Origin of the sequence: Rhizobium sp. TRM96647, from assembly GCF_025780115.1 — a bacterium.
Taxonomy (GTDB): Bacteria; Pseudomonadota; Alphaproteobacteria; order Rhizobiales; family Rhizobiaceae; genus Mycoplana.
The window spans coordinates 174579-190437 of the sequence record NZ_JAOXHF010000007.1 but is presented as its reverse complement, the minus strand read 5'-3'; the positions used below and the strand labels follow the sequence as shown (position 1 = coordinate 190437).

At 66.7% G+C, this 15859-nt stretch carries 15 protein-coding genes; 8 read left to right on the top strand and 7 right to left on the bottom strand.

What is annotated here, in order from left to right; all coding sequences use genetic code 11:
- Window positions 1-69: 69 nt before the first annotated feature.
- A complete protein-coding gene (kdsA, locus tag OCK02_RS15075) occupies window positions 70-909 on the bottom strand; it encodes a 3-deoxy-8-phosphooctulonate synthase (RefSeq protein WP_263813774.1) in 840 nt (279 codons plus the stop codon).
- A gap of 1 nt (window position 910) precedes the next feature.
- On the bottom strand, window positions 911-1801 hold the full coding sequence (locus OCK02_RS15070) for a VOC family protein (RefSeq protein WP_263813773.1): 891 nt from the start codon (window positions 1799-1801) through the stop codon (window positions 911-913).
- A gap of 365 nt (window positions 1802-2166) precedes the next feature.
- Between OCK02_RS15070 and OCK02_RS15065 the strand changes: the two genes are divergently transcribed.
- From OCK02_RS15065 to OCK02_RS15045, 5 genes are all read left to right on the top strand, one after another.
- Window positions 2167-3735, top strand: a complete 1569-nt coding sequence (locus tag OCK02_RS15065) for a hypothetical protein (RefSeq protein WP_263813772.1) — start codon at window positions 2167-2169, stop codon at window positions 3733-3735.
- A gap of 193 nt (window positions 3736-3928) precedes the next feature.
- On the top strand, window positions 3929-4630 hold the full coding sequence (locus OCK02_RS15060; protein ID WP_263813771.1) for a lysophospholipid acyltransferase family protein: 702 nt from the start codon (window positions 3929-3931) through the stop codon (window positions 4628-4630).
- Window positions 4627-5577 (top strand): phosphatidate cytidylyltransferase, encoded by a 951-nt coding sequence (locus OCK02_RS15055; protein WP_263813770.1) that lies wholly within the window; start codon window positions 4627-4629, stop codon window positions 5575-5577. Before OCK02_RS15060 ends, OCK02_RS15055 begins: the two co-directional genes overlap by 4 nt.
- Window positions 5574-5969 (top strand): hypothetical protein, encoded by a 396-nt coding sequence (locus tag OCK02_RS15050; protein ID WP_263813769.1) that lies wholly within the window; start codon window positions 5574-5576, stop codon window positions 5967-5969. The genes OCK02_RS15055 and OCK02_RS15050 overlap by 4 nt, the downstream gene beginning before the upstream one ends.
- Complete coding sequence (locus tag OCK02_RS15045) at window positions 5966-6610, top strand: CDP-alcohol phosphatidyltransferase family protein (protein ID WP_263813768.1); 645 nt, start codon at window positions 5966-5968, stop codon at window positions 6608-6610. The genes OCK02_RS15050 and OCK02_RS15045 overlap by 4 nt, the downstream gene beginning before the upstream one ends.
- 270 nt (window positions 6611-6880) lie before the next feature.
- On the opposite strand, the gene OCK02_RS15040 is transcribed toward OCK02_RS15045, so the two are convergent.
- The 4 genes from OCK02_RS15040 to OCK02_RS15025 form a co-directional block, all read right to left on the bottom strand.
- Complete coding sequence (locus OCK02_RS15040; RefSeq protein ID WP_230805455.1) at window positions 6881-8509, bottom strand: CTP synthase; 1629 nt, start codon at window positions 8507-8509, stop codon at window positions 6881-6883.
- A gap of 149 nt (window positions 8510-8658) precedes the next feature.
- A complete protein-coding gene (gene secG, locus OCK02_RS15035; RefSeq protein ID WP_263813767.1) occupies window positions 8659-9120 on the bottom strand; it encodes a preprotein translocase subunit SecG in 462 nt (153 codons plus the stop codon).
- 95 nt (window positions 9121-9215) lie between these two features.
- Window positions 9216-9986: a triose-phosphate isomerase gene (gene tpiA, locus OCK02_RS15030; RefSeq protein WP_263813766.1), complete on the bottom strand. Its 771-nt coding sequence runs from the start codon at window positions 9984-9986 to the stop codon at window positions 9216-9218.
- Window positions 9987-10080: 94 nt separating this feature from the next.
- Window positions 10081-11025, bottom strand: a complete 945-nt coding sequence (locus OCK02_RS15025; protein WP_412178839.1) for an alpha/beta hydrolase — start codon at window positions 11023-11025, stop codon at window positions 10081-10083.
- A gap of 206 nt (window positions 11026-11231) precedes the next feature.
- On the opposite strand from OCK02_RS15025, the gene parE reads away from it, so the two are divergent.
- Window positions 11232-13313 carry a DNA topoisomerase IV subunit B gene (gene parE / locus OCK02_RS15020; protein ID WP_263813764.1) on the top strand — a complete coding sequence of 694 codons (2082 nt, stop codon included), beginning with the start codon at window positions 11232-11234 and terminating at the stop codon, window positions 13311-13313.
- Window positions 13314-13442: 129 nt separating this feature from the next.
- Window positions 13443-13901: a hypothetical protein gene (locus OCK02_RS15015; RefSeq protein ID WP_263813763.1), complete on the top strand. Its 459-nt coding sequence runs from the start codon at window positions 13443-13445 to the stop codon at window positions 13899-13901.
- 40 nt (window positions 13902-13941) lie between these two features.
- Here the strand turns inward: OCK02_RS15015 and OCK02_RS15010 are convergent, their stop codons facing one another.
- The gene (locus OCK02_RS15010) at window positions 13942-15069 is read right to left on the bottom strand and encodes a DUF2336 domain-containing protein (protein ID WP_263813762.1); all 1128 of its coding nucleotides are present in this window, start codon (window positions 15067-15069) and stop codon (window positions 13942-13944) included.
- A 138-nt stretch (window positions 15070-15207) separates the two neighbouring features.
- Between OCK02_RS15010 and OCK02_RS15005 the strand changes: the two genes are divergently transcribed.
- The gene (locus tag OCK02_RS15005; RefSeq protein WP_263813761.1) at window positions 15208-15846 is read left to right on the top strand and encodes a hypothetical protein; all 639 of its coding nucleotides are present in this window, start codon (window positions 15208-15210) and stop codon (window positions 15844-15846) included.
- Window positions 15847-15859 lie beyond the last annotated feature (13 nt).

Below are 15859 nucleotides of genomic sequence, written 5' to 3'. Positions count from 1 at the left end.
TGCAAGCGCGCCGTCTCCGGCTAACCGAGCCTTGTGACACCATCGTGATGACGGCGCCACGATACACGGTCAGCCCTTGGCGACGGCGTCGAAGGCCAGCAGCTTTTCCAGAAGCCGCGGCATGTCCTTCAGCGGCACCATGTTCGGTCCGTCCGAGGGCGCGTTGTCCGGATCCTCGTGCGTCTCGATGAAGACGCCGGCGACGCCGACGGCGACCGCTGCCCGCGCCAGCGTCTCGACGAATTCGCGCTGGCCGCCGGACGAGCCTCCCTGCCCACCCGGCTGCTGCACCGAATGGGTGGCGTCGAACACGACCGGCGCGCCGAGCGAGGCCATGATCGGCAGCGAGCGCATGTCGGAGACGAGCGTGTTGTAGCCGAAGGAGGCGCCGCGTTCGCAGAGCAGCACGTTCGGATTGCCGCTGTCGGTGAATTTCGCCAGCACGTTCTTCATGTCCCAGGGCGCCAGGAACTGCCCCTTCTTGACGTTGATGACGCGCCCGGTCTTTGCGGCCGCGACGAGCAGGTCGGTCTGGCGCGACAGGAAGGCCGGGATCTGCAGGACATCGACGGTCGGCGCCACCAGCGCGCACTGTTCCTCGGTGTGGATGTCGGTCAGGACCGGAAAGCCGAATTCCGCCTTCAGGTCGGAAAAGATCTCCATCGCCTTCTCCAGGCCGATACCGCGCTTGCCCGAAAGCGAGGTGCGGTTCGCCTTGTCGTACGACGACTTGTAGACGAGGCCCATGCCGAGCTTGCCGCACAGTTCCTTCAGCGTGCCGGCGATCATGAAGGCATGGTCGCGGCTCTCCATCTGGCAGGGACCGGCGATCAGCGTCAGCCGCTCCTTCTGCGAGAACGTGACCTTGCCCTTGCCTTCCCCGGCGGTGACGACTGCGTTGGTTTCCATATCAATCTCCAAAGACGAAAAGGGCACCCTGCCCCGGCGCGGCCGGCACCAGCAGGCGGCCGCCGCGCTCCACATATTCGATGGCGTTGTCTTCCAGATGCCTGCGGCAGCGACCGAGATCCTCCACCCGGAACACCACCGCCTCGCCCTTCAGCCCGCGATCGGTCGATTTCGGCTCGATGCCATAGAAGCCCTGCATCCCGGCGAAATTGAGCACGCTGATGCGGCCACGCGGCGTATCCACGCTCATGCCGAAGGAATGGGCCTCGACCTCGCGCTCGTCTGCGACCGTCTGCAGCAGATACTGGAAATCGGTCGGGTTCTGCTCCGACAGCACGACTTCCGACAGCGCAACGGCACCGTTGGGATGCCGCTCCAGCGCCTTGCGGTCCGACGGCAGAGCGACGAGCCGCTGCGAGGCGAAGAAGAAGAAATCGGGCGAGCGCGCATCGGCGGCAAAGGCGAGACGGAAGCTGCCGGTGGCGCTGCTGCCGTCGGGCAGAAGCATGTCGCGCGAGAATTCCAGCATCCCGCCGCCAGAAAGGCCCTCGGCACGATAGCGGGCATAGTCGCCGCGCGCGTCCTCGCTCGCCATGGCGATCCCCGAAAACCCTTCGACGCCGCGGCGGAAGCGGAAGGCCTGGTCCCGTCCGACGAAGACGTTGCCCGCCCGCGCCGCCGCCTCGCAGTCCTCCCGGTTGGCGATCCCGAGCGGTTCCAGATAGCTGCCGTCGGCAAGAAAGACGCAGCAGTTTTCCGTGCCGAAGGGATGGTGCGCATCGGCTGCGACGGTGAAACCCAGCATGGTCAGCCGTTGCCGCGCCGCCGCGATCTCGCTGACCGGCAGGACCAGGTGATCGATCGGACGCGCTGTCTTTGGCTTCGCACGCATGAAGGGGATCCGGGGCTCATCCATTGGCCCGTGCTTTGCCCTTTTTGGAACCGCATTGCAAGGGCGGCGCATGCGGGCGGGCGCGGGGGCGGAGAAGCAGTCGCTAAACTACCGTAACGTCAGGTTGCAACCTGCCTCGGCGGTACAAAATAAAGCTGTTGATTACCCCCAGCTGCCTCGTTCGGTGCATCGTCCCGTTTTGACAATTTTGCCGCGAGCGGCTTACCTGCTCGCGACAGGGCCCGGAAGCGGGCCAACCATGCGAACATGCTGAAATACGGAAGCAAATGCGCAGTTCGAGGCCCCTGGGGCGGGGTGACGGGTTGCAGGACAGTTTGACGTCGCCCAGGGGCTGAGGGATGGTCATGAACCTTTTTCGTCGTAGTGAGGACAGCGGCCGGCATGCCGCCAATCCTGCAACCCGGTACGGGCCGGACGGACTTGCCGCGGGCGGCTCGTCCGTAGCTGCTTCGCCGCCCGTCGATCCGATGGCGCCTGCCGCATCCGCCGATCCGCTCGACTTCGAGGCCTTCGGCCTGGCGCTCGAGGAAAACAAGCAATCCTCCGAGGAACTCGTCACGACGCTCGTCCACGTGCAGGATCGCGTATCGACGCTCGTCACCGGCCATGCGCGCCTGCTGTCCGAAGTCGGCGGGCTGCGGTCCGAATGCAACCGGCTCGGGTCGCTTCTGGAGCACGAGACCGGAACCCGCAAGAGGCTCGAACAGGACAACGGCCGGCTTGCCTCCGACAACAAGGAGGTCCGCGCCAGCAACGCCCAGTTGCGTGTCGAGATCGACGCGATCCGGCAGGAATTCGTCAAGCTCCAGGCACTGCACGGTGTGACCTGCGAGGAGCTCTCCATCGTGGAGATGCGGCTGGCCGATGCCGAACGCGAGATGTCCGACAGAAGCGGCCAGTTTGACGAGGCGAACGCGCTGATGAAGCGCACCCAGAGGGAGCTGGAGATCCGCAGCCGCGAACTCTCGGCGCTGCGGGAGAAGTTCGACGTCGAATCCACCGCCCACCAGTTGCTGATCGAGACCTCGCGCCGGGAGACGGCCGCGCAGGCGCGCGAGTTGACGCGCCAGAACGAGGAAAAGGGTCAGCTGAGGAACACGCTGACCCAGCAGGAATCCCTCGTTCGCAGCCTGCAGGCGAACGTCACCGGTCTTCGCCAGGAGATCACCGTTCTGGAGGAGAAGAACCGCAACCTCGAAGAGGAGCTGGAGGGCGTCCAGAACGCGACCGCGCTGCAGATCGCGCACATGAACACGCGTCAGGAGGCGATCGGCTCCAAGGCGGAGCTGGCCGAGAAGCTGCTGGCGACCGCCAATGGCCGCAACCGCATGACGGACGAGGAACTGCGCACGACGCGGGCCGAGCTGAAACGAACCAAGAGCGAGATGCAGTCGACCACCGCCCGCGCCGAACGGCTGGCGGACGAACTGGCACGCGCCCGTGCCGTCGGCAGCGAAAGCGAGAATGCCCGCCGCGACCTCGCCATGCAGAACGGCGAACTCACGCTGAAGCTGCGCGAATTCGAGGGTGCGCGCAACCAGCGCGACCGCGACTGGGATGAGGCGCGCCGTGACATGGAGACGCGCGCCGATACCGACCGCCACGAGATCAGCCAGTTGCGCACGAGCCTCGAGATCGCCAAATCTGAGATCCGCCAGTTGCGCACCGATCGGGCGATCCTGACGGGTCAGCTGGAAGCAGCCCGCGGCGACCGCGCCGGCAATGGCCCCGCGACACTCCTCCAGGAGAGCGACCTCGAACCGGTGCCTTCGATGGCGCGCAGCGGGGCGTCGCAACCGATCATCGATATCTCCGAGAATTCCCGGCGCGGCCGTGCCGCACCGGGTGACGCGCCAGCAATCGGCGACAGGCTGCAGACGATGGATGTCAGCGAGTTGCCGCCGGCTGAGTGAAGCCAGCCGGATTGCCGGCGGGGGACATGACGTCTCCCGCCGGCAACGTTTATCATAAGATCGCCCGCCGGTCCTGATCGACCAGCGGGCGACTTTTTGCCGGAATAATCCGGCCGTCTCAAACGTGAGAGCGAAAGACCCCGGCTGGCCAGAAAAAGACGCAGGCCGGGCCCGGACCAGAAACACGAGCAAGATGGCGACAGACACAGACGTGGCATCCCCTGACCAGACATCCGGCCACGCGCGCCGCCGCGGCCGCCACCCGATCGCCGGTCCCGTCTCGACGCTAATCCTGCTGTTTGCCCGTGCGATCACCGCCGTCCGCGCCAACTGGTCGCCCGCCGGCCCGCCGGCGCGCCAGCACGTCTATTTCGCCAACCACAGCAGCCATGGCGACTTCATCCTGATCTGGACCGTCCTGCCGCCGCGCGAGCGCCGCCGGACACGGCCGGTGGCCGGCGCGGAATACTGGCTGAAATCGCGGATGACGCGCTTCATCGGCCGCGACGTCTTCAACGCGATGCTGATCGAGCGCCAGCAGGAGACCCGCAGCGAGGATCCGGTCGCCCGCATGGCCAGCACGCTCGACGAAGGCGCCTCGCTGATCCTTTTCCCCGAAGGCACCCGCAACCAGACCGACGATCCTCTGCTGCCGTTCAAGAGCGGGCTCTATCATCTGTCGAGGCTGCGGCCGGACGTCGAGCTCGTCCCCGTCTGGATCAGCAACCTCAACCGCGTCATGCCGAAGGGCGAGTTCGTGCCGATCCCGCTGATCTGCACCGTGACCTTCGGCGAGCCGCTGCGCGTCCACGCCGACGAGCCCAAGCAGGATTTTCTCGACCGCGCCCGCGCCGCCCTCCTGTCGCTCTCGCCGCACACGGACACCGCCGCATGACCGAGGCCCGCTCCGATCTCCTCACGCTCGTGCTCGGCATCTGCGCCTTCCTGATCGTCGCCACTGTCATCGGTCAGGTGCTGCAGCGCCGGCTGTCGCCGGACCGCAGCAATGCGTCCATCGAGAACCTGAACGCGCGCATCAACGCCTGGTGGGTCATGGTGGCGCTGATCGGGATTGCGTTTCTGGCCGGTCGCGCCGGCGTGATCGTCCTCTTCGCCTTCTGCTCGTTCGCAGCCTTGCGCGAATTCGTGACGCTGACCCGCACCCGCCGCGCCGACCACTGGGCGCTGGCCGCCGCCTTCTTCGTCGTGCTGCCGGTGCAATATTATCTGGTGGCGACCGACTGGTACGGCCTCTATGCGATCTTCATCCCCGTCTATGCCTTCCTGCTGATGCCGATCGCAGCGGTCCTGCGCGGCGACACGGAGCGGTTCCTCGACCGGGTCGCCGAGGTGCAATGGGCCCTGATGATCTGCGTCTTCTGCATTTCCCACGTGCCGGCCCTGCTGACGCTGCAGATCCCGGGCTACGAGGGGCGCAACGTCCTGCTGATCGCCTTCCTCGTCATCGTCGTCCAGATGAGCGACGTGCTGCAATATGTCTGGGGCAAGCTTTTCGGCCGCACCAGGATCGCCCCGCGCCTGTCGCCCTCCAAGACCGTCGAGGGCTTCCTCGGCGGCGTGGCGAGCGCAACGCTGATCGGCGCCGCGCTCTGGTGGATCACGCCGTTCACGCCGCTGCAGGCCGGGTTTCTCGCACTTGTCATCACGCTGATGGGCTTCTTCGGCGGGCTCGTCATGTCGGCGATCAAGCGCGACCGCGGCGTCAAGGACTGGGGCCATATCGTCGAGGGTCACGGCGGGCTGATCGACCGGCTCGATTCGGTGATCTTCTCCGCACCGGTCTTCTTCCATATCGTCCGCTACGGCTGGTCGCTGGCATGACCGGCGCGATCCGCCGGCTGGCCGGCAGCAGCCTTGGTCACATGGCGGGTGCCTTTCTTGCCATGGGCGGCTGGGCCCTGTTCGCCAACCGCGATCACGGCCTGTCCCGGATGCTGACGGCCGGCGCCGCGCAGGGCATGCTTTCGGCGCTGATCACGCTGTTCCTCAAGTCCATGATCGAACGGCTCGCCCGAAACCTTGAGGGTGCGGCAGCGCTCTTTGCGCCGCCCGCCGTCGCGATCGCCGTATCGGCCACGTTGCTGCTCGCGGTCCACCTGCTCGCCCGCACGCCGGAATTGGCGGGCACGATCGCCCTTCCCCTGCTCGTCTCGACGGGCTATGCCGCCCTCTACAGCTATTCGCTCTACCGCAAGGAGCAGCGCACGCCATGACCGCCAGCGGAGACCGTCGCCCCCTTTCCAGCCGCGATACGCAATGGGCGAGGTCGATCGCACGCGCGCTCGCCGCCCGGTCGATCACGCCCAACCGCATCTCGCAGGCCAGCATGGCCGCGGCCGCCCTCGCCGGCGCCTGCTTCTGGCTCGCGCCACCGCAGGAAGGCACCCTCGCCGTTATTCTGCTGCTCGGAGCAGCCCTCTTCTGCCAGTTGCGCCTGCTCTGCAATCTCTTCGACGGCATGGTCGCCGTCGAGGGCGGCAAGGCCGAGGCCGACGGCCCCTTCTGGAACGAGTTCCCCGACCGGATCGCCGACATCCTCATCCTTGCCGGCGCCGGCTACGGTATCGGCCTGCCCGCACTCGGCTGGTCGGCCGCCGCCTTCGCCGTCCTGACTGCCTACGTCCGCGAACTCGGCCGCGCCAGCGGCGCCCCCGGCGAATTCTCCGGCCCGATGGCCAAGCAGCACCGCATGGCGGTCATGACGGCGGCTGCCGTCCTCTCGGCGCTCGCGGTCGCCTGGGACCGGCAGCAGGCGATCATCGAGGCAGCCCTCTGGATCGTCGCCGTGGGCGCAGCGCTCACCGCGCTCCGGCGCGGCCGCACGCTGGTCCGCAGGCTGCGCAACGGCGGCTGACGCCGCAAGGACGCCACCGGCGCCTGGACGGGAAAACCGCCCGCCGGGCCGCCAGCCTGTCGACAACCCCGCGCCTGTCGGGTCCTCCCTTTCCTCCGTCACCCCGGACTTGATCCGGGGTCCAGCAGCACCGCGTCCGCGGTGCGGAAAATACTCTTTTCGCGCAAGGACTTGCGCGGGCTGGATACCGGCTCGCGGCCGGTATGACGGGAGTGTTGGTGGCCAGTTCGAAGGCACGGGCGCCCAGGGCAAGGCCTTGTCGGCGGAAGGCTACACCAGTCGCGACTGCTCCAGTGCCGCCTCGATGAAGCTTGCAAACAGCGGATGCGGATCGAGCGGGCGGCTCTTCAGTTCGGGATGATACTGCACGCCGATGAACCAGGGATGGTCGGCATATTCGACTGTCTCCGGCAGCACGCCGTCCGGCGACATGCCGGAAAAGACCAGGCCGCAGCTTTCGAGCCGGTCCTTGTAGTCGACGTTGACCTCGTAGCGATGGCGATGGCGCTCGGAAATGTCGGTGGAGCCGTAGACGTCGGCAATCTTCGTACCGGACTTCAGCGATGCGCGGTAGGCGCCGAGCCGCATGGTGCCGCCGAGGTCGCCCGATGCGGTGCGCTTCTGCAGCTCGTTGCCCTTCACCCACTCGGTCATCAGGCCGACGACGGGCTCCTCGGTCTTGCCGAATTCCGTCGAGGACGCCTTTTCGATGCCGGCCAGATTGCGCGCCGCCTCGACGACCGCCATCTGCATGCCGAAGCAGATGCCGAAATAGGGAACCTTGCGCTCGCGGGCGAAGCGCGCCGCGTTGATCTTGCCTTCCGAACCGCGCTCGCCGAAGCCGCCGGGAACGAGGATGCCGTGCACCTTCTCCAGATAGGGCGCCGGGTCCTCCTTCTCGAATACTTCCGATTCGATCCAGTCGAGCTTGACCTTGACGTGGTTGGCGATGCCGCCGTGGTGGAGCGCCTCGATCAGCGACTTGTAGGCGTCCTTCAGGCCGGTGTACTTGCCGACGATCGCGATCGTGACTTCGCCTTCCGGCGTCTTGATGCGTTCGGAGACGTTCTGCCAGGCCTCCAGCCGCGGCTTCGGCGCCGGCTCGATGCCGAAGGCGGCCAGAACCTCGTCGTCGAGGCCTTCCTTGTGGTAGGCGAGCGGCACGTCGTAGATCGAGGCCACGTCCAGCGCCTGGATCACGGCGGTGGGGCGCACGTTGCAGAACAGAGACAGCTTCCTGCGCTCGGCTTCCGGGATCTCGCGGTCGGCGCGCACGAGCAGGATGTCGGGATGGATGCCCATCGCCTGCAGTTCCTTCACCGAATGCTGCGTCGGCTTGGTCTTCAGTTCGCCGGCCGCCGGGATATAGGGCATCAGCGTCAGGTGCACGTAGACGGCGGTGCCGCGCGGCAGGTCGTTGCCGAGCTGGCGGATCGCCTCCATGAACGGCATCGCCTCGATGTCGCCGACGGTGCCGCCGATCTCGCAGATGACGAAGTCGTAGTCCTCGTTACCCTCGATGACGAAGTTCTTGATCTCGTTGGTGACGTGCGGGATGACCTGAACGGTGGCGCCGAGATAGTCGCCGCGCCGCTCCTTGTCGATGATGTTCTTGTAGATGCGGCCGGTGGTGATGTTGTCGGTCTTCGTCGCCGAGCGCCCGGTGAAGCGCTCGTAGTGGCCGAGGTCGAGGTCGGTTTCCGCCCCGTCGTCGGTGACGAACACCTCGCCATGCTGCGTCGGGCTCATCGTGCCCGGATCGACATTGAGATAGGGGTCCAGCTTGCGCAGGCGGACCCGATAACCACGGGCCTGCAGCAACGCTCCGAGAGCGGCGGCGGCAATTCCTTTTCCGAGGGAAGAAACCACGCCGCCAGTGATGAATACATATCGCGCCATGGGAGTCACCGGATACCTTTTCAAAAATGATTCCGCCACCGAAAAATCGCCCAAGCGGGAATCTTTCCGTGGAGGAACGTCACTGGTCTACACAAAAAGAAGGCCGGCGGACTTTTCGCCCGCCGGCCGGTTCACGTCGTTTCCGACGATCACTGTCCTGTCGGCACGCCCGTGTTCGGGGCGGGCGCCGCCGGAGCGGCAGCACCGCCGGTCGCCGGCGCCGCACCGCTATCGGTCGGCACGCCGTCATTGGCCGGTGCAGCAGGTGCGGCCGGAGTTGCCGGGGCCGGCTGCTCGGTCGAGGGCGTAGCCTCGCCGCCGAGCGAATCCAGCACGCCGTTGCCGGTGCCCGTCGTTCCGGGAATCCGGTCGAGAATGTCGGTCGGCTGCGTCTCGTAGCGCGACAGGATGCCCATGGCGAGCGCCAGCACGAAGAACAGCGTCGCAAGGATCGCCGTCGTCCGGGTCAGGGCATTGGCCGCGCCGCGCGCCGACATGAAGCCGGAGCCGCCGCCGATGCCGAGGCCGCCGCCTTCGGACCGCTGGACCAGCACGATGCCGATCAGCGCCACGACGACCATGAGATAGATGACAAGCAATATGGTCTGCATGAGTAAGATCCTGCCCGAAGGCACAAACGAGGAGATTGGCGGCTCAATATACCAAGCCGCCGGCCATTCCAAGCCCTGCGCGACAATTGCCGCCTTCAGGCCACCAGTTCTTCGTAAGCGCGGTAGATGGCAAGGAAATCAACGGATTTCAAGCTCGCACCGCCGACCAGGGCACCGTCGACATTCTCCACCGCCATCAGTTCCCTGGCATTTGCGGGCTTCACCGAGCCGCCATAGAGGATACGTATCTTCGCCCCCTCCCCGCCGAACCGCGCCTTCAGTTCGGCGCGCATGAAGGCATGCGCCTCCGCGACGTCGGCCACGGTCGGCGTCAGCCCCGTGCCGATCGCCCAGACCGGCTCGTAGGCGATCACCGTGTCGGCGGCGGTGGCGCCGTCGGGAACCGAGCCTTCAAGCTGGGACTTGAGAACGTCGAGCGTCCTGCCGCCCTTGCGCTCGGCCTCGGTCTCGCCGATGCAGACGATCGCCACCAGATCGGCCGCATGCGCGGCCTCCGCCTTGGCGCGCACCAGCCGGTCGCTGTCGCCATGGTCGGTACGCCGCTCCGAATGGCCGACGATGACATGGGTGCCGAAGCAGTCGGCGATCATCTCGGCGGAGACATCGCCGGTATGCGCGCCGGACACCTTCTCATGGCAGTCTTGCGCGCCGATCAGAAGCGGGCTGTCCTCGCAAAGCGCGGTGGAGACATAGAGCAACGTCACTGGCGGGCAGATCAGCGTCTCGACCTTTTCCGAAAGCGGTCCCTTCACGCCTTCGGCCATCGCCTTGATCTCGCTCAGCGATTCGCGGGTCCCGTTCATCTTCCAGTTTCCCGCCACCAGCGGTGTCACATCCGGGGTCATCTTGCCTCCTCAAGGTTACGTTCGGCTAAGGGCGCGCCCTAGCAGATGGACGCGGTCAAAGTAAGGGGCGCCAGCCAGCCGAGGCCCCCGCATGTCAATGCGCGAAGATCCAGTTCAGCGTCTCGCGCCAGTCGGTCATGCGGACCGGCGTGCCGTGCGATCCGGTGCGGAAAAGAACGAACCGGGTCGGGATCCCCGCGCCCAGCAGCTTGCGGAACAGGGCGACCTGGTCCTGCGCGGCATAGACCTTGTCGGCCTCGCCATGGGTGAAATAGACGGGCAGCTTCGCCTTGTAGGCGGCGCTGCCGACATAGGCGGGGTCGGTTGCGCCGCCCATGACGATCATGCCCGCGAGGTTCTCCACCGCCGCAGGATCGCGGGCGATCTGCCAGCAGATGAAGCTCCCCATGGAAGCGCAGGAAAGAATGACCGGCGTCCCCGGGGAATTCTTCCGCACCTCCGCGATCAGACCTGCGATCCGCGCCGCCCCCTTCTCGTCGAAACTCGTGACGCTGGCGGAATAGTAGGCACCGCCATTGCGGACGGCGAGGTTCTTGAGGCGGTTGAAGTTGCCGCCGAAGCTCCAGTCGTTGTTCCCGAGCCTGCGGTCGCCGCCGCGGCCGTGGATGAAGATGACGGAGAAGGCGGCCCCCTGCTGTTTGCCGGTGACGGCGACGTCGACCGGCCCGGCGGGCGTCTGGATCGTCAGGCTCTCCTGCTGCCGCTTCACCGATGTCGAGACATAGACCGCCTTGGCGCGCCGCTCCGGCACCTGGTCGCGACCGTTGATGTCGCGCATTTCCTGATAGTCGACGACGCGAAGCGCCCCGCCGTCGCTGCTCTCGATGACGGCCGGATAGGCGAAGAGTGCGTCCTTCCAGGGCGCAAGTTCGGCGGCGGGCGCGGAGACGGCGGGCAGCGCGAACATGACGATTGCGGCCAGAACAAGCCGCGACCGTGCGAAAACGGCCCTTGCGCGGCAATGAATTGTGGACTGCGGCATCAAGTCTGGCTCCCCTCGGGCGGCAAGTCTTGCCATTCCGGATCCGGCGACGCAATCCTCGGGCGACGATTTCATCGGCGCGATGCCGGCCTCGGACGAGAACGAATCGCGAAACCGGCCGAAATCTGGCAAACTGCCGGTGATTCGCTAATCCGGTGCGAACCCTTGAAATTCCAAGCCGAGACGGCCTATCTCCCGAGGCAGCCTCCCACGGCCGCAAGCTTAGAAGTCTGAAAAGCCCGATGGACGACAACAACGATCTCTTCGCCAATATCGACAGCACGCCGAAGTCCGCCCCTGCCGCCGCGGAGAGCCGCGCCGCGCCGCAAGCGCCGGCCGCTACCGCGCCCGTCCCCGCGGCTGCCCCGCGCCCGGCATCGCCGGCTGCCGACGGCGGCAATTACGATGCCTCCGCCATCCGCGTGCTCGAAGGGCTGGAGCCGGTCCGCATGCGGCCAGGCATGTATATCGGCGGCACGGACGAGAAGGCGCTGCATCACCTCTTCGCCGAAGTGATCGACAACGCGATGGACGAGGCGGTCGCCGGACATGCCAACTTCATCGAAGTCTCGCTCGACGCCGAGGGTTACCTGTCGGTGACCGACAATGGCCGCGGCATCCCGGTGGAGAACCACCCGCAGATGCCGGGCAAGTCGACGCTGGAGGTGATCCTGACGGTGCTGCATGCAGGCGGCAAGTTCGACGGCAAGGCCTACGAGACCTCGGGCGGCCTGCACGGCGTCGGCGTCTCCGTCGTCAACGCGCTGTCCGACGATCTCGAGGTCGAGGTTGCCCGAAACCGCAAGCTCTACCGCCAGCGCTTCTCCCGCGGCGTGCCGCAGGGCCCGCTGGAAGAGATCGGCGACATTCAGAACCGTCGCGGCACGAAGGTGCGCTTCCATCCCGACCCGGAAATCTTCGGGCCGCATGCCCGCTTCGATCCCGCCCGCGTCTTCCGCATGGCCCGCTCAAAGGCCTATCTGTTCGGCGGCGTCGAGATCCGCTGGAGTTGCGATCCGGGGCTGCTGCAGGAAGGTTCGGAGACGCCGGACAAGGCCGTCTTCCATTTCCCCGGCGGCCTGAAGGACTATCTGCAGGCGACGCTCGGCAAGGAGCACACCGTCACCCGCGAAATCTTCGCCGGCAAGACGGAGAAATCCGGCGGCCACGGAGCGCTGGAATGGGCCGTCACCTGGTATGGCGGCGACAGCATGATCCATTCCTACTGCAACACCATCCCGACCGCCGACGGCGGCACGCACGAGGCGGGCCTGCGCATCGCCCTGACCAAGGGCCTGAAGAACTACGCCGATCTGACGCAGAACAAGCGCGCAGCGATCGTCACCACCGATGACGTGATGATTTCCGCCGCCGGCATGCTGTCGGTCTTCATCCGCGAGCCGGAATTCGTCGGCCAGACCAAGGACAAGCTCGCCACGGTCGAGGCCCAGCGCATCGTCGAGAACGCGCTGCGCGACCCCTTCGACCACTACCTCGCCGACAATCCGGCCGAAGCGGCCAAGCTGCTCGACTGGGTGATCGAGCGCGCCGAGGAAAGGCTGCGGCGGCGCAAGGAGAAGGAAGTTAACCGCAAGACGGCGGTGCGCAAGCTGCGCCTACCCGGCAAGCTTGCCGACTGCTCGCAGAACTCCGCAGCCGGCGCCGAACTCTTCATCGTCGAGGGCGATTCGGCCGGCGGCTCGGCCAAGCAGGCGCGCAATCGCGCCAACCAGGCGATCCTGCCGCTGCGCGGCAAGATCCTCAACGTCGCCAGCGCCGGCCGCGAGAAGCTCGGCGCCAACCAGCAGCTCGCCGACCTGATCCAGGCGCTCGGCTGCGGCACGCGCTCGAAGTATCGCGAGGAGGACCTGCGCTACGAACGCGTCATCGTGATGACCGACGCCGACGTCGATGGCGCCCATATCGCCTCGCTGCTCATCACCTTCTTCTACCAGGAGATGCCCGAACTGATCCGCGGCAGCCACCTCTACCTCGCCGTCCCGCCGCTCTATCGCCTCAGCCAGGGCGCGAAGGTCGCCTATGCGCGCGACGACGCCCACCGCGAGCAACTGATGCGGACGGAGTTTTCCGGTCGCGGCAAGGTCGAGATCGGCCGTTTCAAGGGCCTCGGCGAGATGCTGCCGGCGCAGTTGAAGGAAACGACGATGGATCCGAGAAAGCGGACGCTGCTGAAGGTCGAGATCGACGACGTCGATTTCGAGGGCACCCGCGATGCGGTGGACAACCTGATGGGCACCAAGGCCGACGCCCGGTTCCGCTTCATCCAGGAACGCGCGGTCTTCGCCGACAACCTCGACATCTGATTGCAGGATCGCGCGCCACAATTCCGTGCCATTGGCCTCCTTTAAGGGCGGGACCGGCGCAGCTTCTGCGAATCGGCGAAGACATTTCGGGGCCGGCTGCGGTCAATTTCCCGGACAGGAAGGACGCGCATGAAGGCCGCACTCATCGTCATGACCATCCTCGGCTGCGACGATTCGGTCACGCAGTGCCACTACATCGACACCGTCGACAGCACCTGGCAGTCGGTGGCGCTGTGCGATACCCAGTCCGAAGCGCAGATGACGCGCTACCAGAACGCCAACTACCCCGTGGTCGTCGCCGTCTGCGAAAGCAGGAGCGACCAGCAGAACGCCGGGGTGCCGGAAGCACCGGCACCGCAACCCGGCGCCCAGGCGGACGCCCTTCCCTCTCCCGCGGTCGAGCCGGCCGTGCCCGCCCCGCCGGAACCGTCGCAGTCCGCAGCGAAGGAAGGCGGCGTCACCGCCCGCACCATCGCCATGCTCCGCCGCAACCTCCCGGATGCGGGCGCCATTCGCAACACGGTGACGAAGCCGTTCCGCTATGCCGAGGACGGTTACAGCTGGGTTGTGCGGAAGTTCGCCGACTGAGCCCGCCGAAGCGCCGCCGGCGCCATCGGACCTGCCAGATCTACGCCGCGTCCTGCGCGGCCAGCAGCGCAAAGCTGCGGGCGGACTGGCGTTGCTCGGCGATCGCAAGACCCTCGATCATTTCCAGCAGGGCGGCAGACGCCGCCCCCCGCGCTTCGCGCGTGCGCATCGCAAGCCTTGCCGTCACCGTCATCCGCCCGGCACCGTCGCGCGCATCGTTGCGCCACAGCAGCACGGCCTCGGCAAAGAGCGCGCTGATGTCGCGCCCGAGCCCAGCCATCTCGAACAGCGCGCAGATCGCCTGCCGGCGGCCATCGGCCAGGATTGAGCGCACGCGCTTCTCGCTCTGCCCCGAAAGGTTGACCATGGTGGCAGCGAAGAACGCGATCCGGCCGGCACAGAGCGCCTGCATCAGAAGCACCGGCGTCAGCCGGCCGCATGCGCGCAGATGCTCGACCAGTTGCTCCGTCTCGCCCGTCTCCAGTTCCGCGGCGAGCGCGATCGTCGCCACGTCGCAGGCCTCGCGCGCGACCCGTTCGATCCGGCCGCTGCCCACCATCGCCTGCACGAGGGCGTCGCCCGCGAGTGCCGCTCCCACCTTCTCGACGAGCGCATGCCGCGCGTCGCAGGGAAGATCGTCGCGATCGAGAAGAACGGCGCGGATTTCGGCATCGTCCCCATGCCTCTCGCAGATCCGCTTGAGGCTGCGGGCGCCGATGCAGGCGCCGTCGTTCTCGAGCAGCGTCAGCGCGTCGAAGAGATTGCCGACCTCTATCACCGCCGCGCACACCGCGCGGGAGACACTTTGCCGGTGGGCGATCAGCGCGCGGGTCATGTCGCTGGTGCGTGCGGCAAGGTCGACGAGATCGGCATCGGTAAGGACCGGCGAACGCAGGATGACCTGGGCGGCGATCTCCGGCTGGTCCTCCGACAGCGGCACGATGACCGCGCGCGGCGCGTCCGGATGATCCGCGATCCCCTCCGCCAGCGCGAGGCGGACTTTCGGCGCGGGATCGTCGAGCAGGAAGATCATCGCCATTTCCGCAGCATGACGTTCGTCGTTGCCGATCGACGCGTTGGCATAGGCACGCGCCAGTGCGCCCGCCGCCCGCGCCCGATCGCCCGCCTTGGCGGTTTCCACCCATCGGAGAAAGGCGTTGATGATCAAGATGTGCCCCAGCGTCTCAGGAATTCTGTGCGATGAGGAAACGTTAGCGATAAATGGTTTACGTTTGGTTCACCATGTTCCTTAACGCCTGCCGGGCAGCCGGATTGCGGTGATATCGCAGCCGGCCTACAAGGAACGATGACCGGAAGCCTGCATTCCCTCCTCGAATGGACCGATGACACCTCGGCCGAAACGATCGCCGCGGCCGACGCCCTGATCTGCAGCGCCGCGCCGCCGCCCGAGCCCGGCTGCCGCATCATCCTTGTTCCCGCGGACGAGAGCGAGAGCACCCTTTGTGAGGTAGTTCGCCTGCGGCCGTTTGCGCTCGCGCTCATGGATTGCCGTTCCGGTGCCGACGTCCAGCGGCTGGATGTCCTGCTGTCGGTCGCGGAGGCTGTCAAAGGTGTGGAACCGGGCACGACACGCATTCTGGCCTGGACCGACGGCCTGCTGCCCGCCCCCTTCGACGAAGCCGGGTTCCACGGAAAGTCGGCGCGACTTTGCGGCCTCGTCTGGGATTGGCGGCCGCTGGCGCGCCTCCTCGGCGCCTCGCGCTGCCGCGACGACCACGGCTGCTGGACCCCGACCTTTGCCGGCGCGCGCGCGGCAACGCTGATGTCGGCGAAAGCCGCCGGCGTTTCCGCCTACGAGGTGGTAGAAGGCGGCAGCGAACTTTCGGCCGACTGCCGCCATGCCCGCGCCGACGGCTTCGACGGCCGCGTTGCCACGGATGCCGGCCAGATCGCGATCATCAACCGGGCGTTCTCACCACTCTGAAGTGCCCCGGCCT